The organism is Phycisphaerae bacterium (assembly GCA_035384605.1).
Classification (GTDB): Bacteria; Planctomycetota; Phycisphaerae; order UBA1845; family PWPN01; genus JAUCQB01.
In genome coordinates, this window is record DAOOIV010000189.1 from 1 (window position 1) to 5,553 (window position 5,553).

At 60.9% G+C, this 5,553-nt stretch carries 4 protein-coding genes; 3 read left to right on the forward strand and 1 reads right to left on the reverse strand.

All coding sequences use genetic code 11. The features are described 5' to 3' along the window. Positions 1 to 215 (forward strand): GTP-binding protein (locus PLL20_21420; protein ID HPD32559.1); only part of this gene is annotated, 215 nt, incomplete at its 5' end. A 169-nt stretch (positions 216 to 384) separates the two neighbouring features. Here PLL20_21420 and PLL20_21425 read toward each other — a convergent pair. Then, on the reverse strand, positions 385 to 1,527 hold the full coding sequence (locus PLL20_21425) for a hypothetical protein (GenBank protein HPD32560.1): 1,143 nt from the start codon (positions 1,525 to 1,527) through the stop codon (positions 385 to 387). 149 nt (positions 1,528 to 1,676) lie between these two features. On the opposite strand from PLL20_21425, the gene PLL20_21430 reads away from it, so the two are divergent. Beyond that, on the forward strand, positions 1,677 to 2,663 hold the full coding sequence (locus tag PLL20_21430) for an HAD family phosphatase (protein ID HPD32561.1): 987 nt from the start codon (positions 1,677 to 1,679) through the stop codon (positions 2,661 to 2,663). Between the two features lie 135 nt (positions 2,664 to 2,798). After that, positions 2,799 to 5,396 carry a hypothetical protein gene (locus PLL20_21435; protein ID HPD32562.1) on the forward strand — a complete coding sequence of 866 codons (2,598 nt, stop codon included), beginning with the start codon at positions 2,799 to 2,801 and terminating at the stop codon, positions 5,394 to 5,396. The last annotated feature ends 157 nt before the right edge of the window (positions 5,397 to 5,553 follow it).

A 5,553-nucleotide genomic window follows, 5' to 3' on the forward strand; every position in this document is an offset into this window, starting at 1 on the left:
GCGCCGAGGTGGACATCGTCGTTGAAACGGAAGGACGACTTGTTCCCATTGAAGTGAAGCTGTTGGCGACTCCACAACCAGCGATGGCGGCTGGTACCTTAGCATTTCGAGACGCATACGGCGAGGGGGCGGCACCCGGATACGTCGTCCATCCCGGAAACATCCGACTGTCCCTGGCACCCGGCGTGACGGCTATCCCGTTCGCCGAGCTGTGAAACCAAAAAGGGCCGCCTTTTTGCGGGCCGCAACCCAAGCGCGCTTCAATCCGGAAACATGCGCGCAAAATGCACACCAGTTGCGACGGAAGAGACTAAAGGCACATGCCCACGCAAAACCGTGGGCATGGCACCCGGCATAGGTGTCCGGCTGTTAGGTTCCAAAGGCTCACAGCTTCTCTCCCGGACGGAGGAACACGATCTCCCACGCGGACTTGCCTCGGATGAAAAAGCGGGCAACGCGACCGGCCAGTTTGTCCGTCTCCTTCCGCGAAGCGTCGATACCGATGACTTGCGGATACCACCAATTGTTCTGCCTGGGGGCGAACCCCCGGCCGTCAAAGACCTTCACCGGCGTGGCCCAGCCGTTGGGATCCGACAGATCAGGGCAGAAAATCACGTAGATGCCCTCCTGGGTCCACTCCGTGTCGATCGCCCGGTTCATCAGGATAACGTACTGGTCCAAGTACGCGTTGTAGTGAATGGACGGCCCCCAGAAGACATCGACCTTCTCCTGGTGCCAGTCCGACCTGGCGGGAAAAACCGGCGTCACGTGTCCGCCCAGCCCCGGCTCACGCCATGCACCTTTGCACCATTTGAACAACTTACCGACCGGATGATCGCGATCGGCGAAGGCCATGCGTGCAATGGCAACACCCTGCTCGGCCACGTCGCGGTTGTAAGTACTGATGAGAAAGTAGAAAAACCGCCTCTGTTGATCGAGGATCACCGAGAAGTCCCCACTGCCCCCTGCGAAATACCGGTTGGGAGTCTCACAATAGAGCGAGTCCGGAGGGGCGGTCAGGATGATACCAAGATCTTTCCAGTTGAGACCGTTGTCGAAAGAAATCGCCGCCCCGATCCGGGGAGCGGTCAGCCGTTTGTGCGGTCCGCAGACTTGAGGCGGTTCATTGTGATACCAACCGTATAGCACGCCGCTCTCGTGCTTGAAGGTGGCTTCGATCCACCGGCCGCCGATGGACGGGTCGGCATCATTATCGTAGCGCGTGCGAACCGAAGGCCCCTTCAGCGAGAAAAGATCAGCCCCCTCACTGCGATCGGCATAACCGACGGAGGAGAACACGTACATGGCGTCTCCGTCCCAGTGAACAGGATTGTTACAGTCAACCAGGCCGGTCACATTCTTCTCGGGCATGGCGGCGCCGGGCAGCTCCATCGGCGGTGCCGACCGCAACACGGCCACGGGCACTTCACGCCGCACATTCGGGGTGGACGGCTTGACGGCCGCACAGCCCGCAATCGACGCGAGCTGGCACAGAATCAGGATTCCGAAGCCTGTCCTGATTGTCATAGCTCGTCCTCCGAGACTCGATTTCGCCGGACGCCCTCGCATAAGCCGTTCGCATTATGCTGATGCGGGTGGAACGCTGTCAATCGCAACCGTTGTGAAATCGGCCCAATCCGGTAGACTGTACGGATCTGTTATTGAGTTGGATTGACATGGGTATCATTGCCGACATACCGGCCATCGGGACGATATCGGAAGAATCGGGTCTTATTCCGCTGCCGGCCACCGCAGACGGCCGCTTCCACGTCGGACGGGACGGGGTTGTCTCGGTCACTGCCACCGGCGACCGCAAAGTGGAGTTCGTCGCGTTTGCCGGTCACACCCTGGCACACGTGAAGTCCGCGATGGGCTACGCGGCATATTACCCGGTACATCCGGTTCGACTCGACCCGCCCGTCGAGGCGGTGTTGATGGACCTCGACGGCACCAGCGTGCGTAGCGAGAACTTCTGGATCTGGATCATCGAGATGACCACGGCCAGCCTGCTGGACAACCCGCGGTTTGAGCTGGAAGAGGCGGACTTGCCGTTCGTCTCGGGGCACAGCGTCTCGGAGCATCTGCAATACTGCATCCGTAAGTACTGTCCGGACAAGACGGTGGAGGAGGCCCGCCGCTACTATTTTGAGCACACCCACCGCGAGATGGCCGCGATTCTTGCCGGCCGCGGCCGCGAAAACGCCTTCACCCCCACGCCGGGACTCAAGGACTTTCTGCGCGAGCTCAAGGCAACCGGCGTGAAGGTGGCGCTCGTGTCGTCGGGGCTTCACGAGAAAGCCTGGCCCGAAATCGTTTCGGCGTTCCGCACCATGAACTTGGGCGACCCGAAAGGGTTTTACGATGCGATCATCACCGCGGGTTACCCGCTTCGTCACGGAGAGGTCGGCACGCTCGGCGAGCTGTCGCCCAAACCGCATCCGTGGCTGTATGCCGAAGCCTCCCGAGTCGGGCTCGGCATTCCCTTCGAGCGACGGCATCACGTGATCGGGATTGAAGACAGCGGCGCGGGCGTCTGCGCCATCCGCCTGGCGGGCTTTGCCGCCATCGGCCTGGCCGGAGGCAACATCGCAGAGAGCGGAACGAAGACGTTGTGCATGAGTTATTGTGAGACGTTTGAGGAGATAGCGAGTTATCTGAGGTAGTTGTCAGTCGTCAGTGATCAGTTTCAGCCGAAATCCGCCGGGCAATACGACGAATAAAAGCGGCTCAAAAAGCCCGTCCGACTGAAAACTGACAACTGAAGACTGAGAACTTCTGATGCTCCCAGGGAGCCCCCCATGCCTGTCAACACGATCACACTCGACGGCGACTGGTTGCTGAAGGATTTCGATCATGAACGAGGCGAGGCCGCGCGTCCGTTTGATGCCGCGTGCCCGACTGACGACTGGTTGACCACGCCGGTGCCGGGCGACATTCACCCGACATTGGTCGAAGCGGGCCGGCTGCCGTCGGACATGTTCATGGGCACGAACGTCGAGCAATGTCGCTGGACGGGTGAACGCGAATGGTGGTTCCGACGGGACTTTGACGTACCGGCCGATTTCGTGTTGCAGCGATCCGAGCTGGTATTCGAGGGCATCGACCTGTTCGGCACGGTGTGGCTCAACGGGCACATGGTCGGCCAGACCCGCAACAGCCACCGCGCCTATCGCATGGACGTCACCGACGTGATCCGGCCCGGGCAGCGCAACACGCTGGTCGTTCGCATAGGGGCCACGCTGCGAATCCTGGAGGCCAACCCGTACCAGAAGTACTTCGCCTGCTTCAACACGCCTCGCGTTTTCGCCCGCAAGGCTCAGTGCCAGTTCAGTTGGGACTGGGCCCCCCATCTTCCCGCCCTGGGAATCTGGCGAAGCGTGCGGCTTGAGTCGTTCGACAGCGGCCGGGTGATGGACGTGGCCGTCCGGGCGAGAAACGACGGCCATGTCACCTTTCACATGACCCTCGATGAGAGAACCTGTCGGCAGGATCTTGACCAGAGCAGTACCGAGGACAGAGCGGCGGAAACCGTCAAGCCAACGGGCAACCTGTTGGTCGAGATCACCGGACCGTTCAACCTGGCCAAGCCGGTCAAGGCCAGACCGATCCGGCACGGAATCCCCATCACCGGCCAGAAGAATTTCTGCACGCTCTGTGTGCCGAAACCCCAGCTCTGGTGGCCCAACGGCTACGGGCAACAACCGCTGTACAAGTACCGCATCACACTAATCCGCAACGGCCGCGCGCATCACCAGGTCGAGGGTCGGTTCGCGTTCCGCGAGGTCAGGCTCGTTGAGGAGCCGCTCGGCAGCGATCGTCTGAGCTTTCGCTTCGAGATCAACGACACGCCGATCTTCTGCAAAGGGGCCAACTGGGTGCCGCCTTCCTGTTTCCCCGGCACGCTGAGGCCGGACCGATATCGGCATCTGGTCCACCTCGCTCAGGATGCCCACTTCAACATGCTCCGCGTTTGGGGCGGCGGGATCTACGAATCCGACGCTTTCTATGACACCTGCGACGAACTGGGCATCATGGTCTGGCAGGACTTCATGTTTGCCTGCAGCGACTACCCGGACGATCATCCGGCATTCATCGACGAGGTCATTCCGGAAATCGAATACCAGGTCAAGCGCCTTCGCAACCGGCCGTGTGTGGTGTATTGGTGCGGCGGGAACGAGAAAACCGGCTCGGCCGGGTTCAAGGTCAGCTACGGCGAGCGGCTGTTCCACGTCATCATCCGGGGCGTATGCACCGACCTCGACCCCACCCGCCCCTATCGACCGGCCAGTCCCCAGAGTTACACCGACCTGGGCAATGATAGGAACTCGGGCGACTCGCACGGCGGCTGCTACGAGGATGCCTACCAGGCAGGCATCACCTGCTGGCGGGAGAAACTGCGGGACTACAACACGGTGTTCAATTCCGAGTTCGGCTACCACGGCCCGACGCGAATGCAGTCGCTGATCAAGTTCGTTCCCCGGGAGAAGATCTGGCCGATCAGCGAGGAAATGGAATACCACGTCCAGGACAACCCGTACAACACCATCCCCGAGACGTTCGCCCAGGTGCAGGCCAAGATGGCCTCGACGCTGGTCGGCGAGATCAGCGACGCGGAAGGCTTCGTCCGCTGCGCGTCGACCTTCCACGCCGAGCTGATCCGCGCGGAGATTGAACACCATCGCCGCCGCAAGTGGGAAAACGCCGGAGCGATGTTCTGGATGTTCAACGATTGCTGGCCGTGCGCAAGCTGGTCCGTGGTCGATTACTACCTGGTACCCAAGCCGGCTTACTATGCCGGGAAACGCGGTTTCGCGCCTATCATCGCCGCGATCATCGACGAGCCGGATCACTATGCCGTGTATGTGGTCAACGACACGCTCAAGCCGCTGGCCGGGACGCTGACCTTCGGCCAGGGCCGCGTTGCCGGCAAACCCGTCTGGTCGCGCAAGTGCCGCGTGAGAGTCGGCGCGAATTCGGCACAGCTCGCGGCATCGATCCGCAAGAAGCAGGTCAAGGCCACGCCCGACTCCTATCTGTTCGCGTCGTTCGGAACCGGAGCCAGATCGCTGGCCGAGACGTCGTTCTTCCATCGGCCGTGGCGGGAGATCCACTGGCCGGTGCCCGAGCTGAGCTGGCGAACCAGCGAGAGCATCCGAAAACCCGCCCCGCTTTCATACAAGCCCGGCCCGCACTACGTCATGAGAATCAACTTCAGCACCGTCAACTACGCCCGCATGGTGCATATCGACGGCATCGAAAGCGAGGGCGTCCTGCTCAGCGACAACTTCTTTGACATGTTGCCGGGATCAACGAAAACGGTCGAAATCCGCAGCGACCACCGCATCGACCCGACGGCCATGCGGATACGTCATTGGCTGGATCGGTGGGAAGAATAGCTTTCAGCAATCAGCAGTCAGCCTCTTGACGAGCCACGGGGTTTATCCCCGTGGTATTATGATGTGGTCGCCATCGATTCTCACTGCTCTGTTATGGAAGCTATTAGCCCAAGTTGAACACTTGTGAGCCAAAAATGGCCTTAGCGATAGCGCCAGG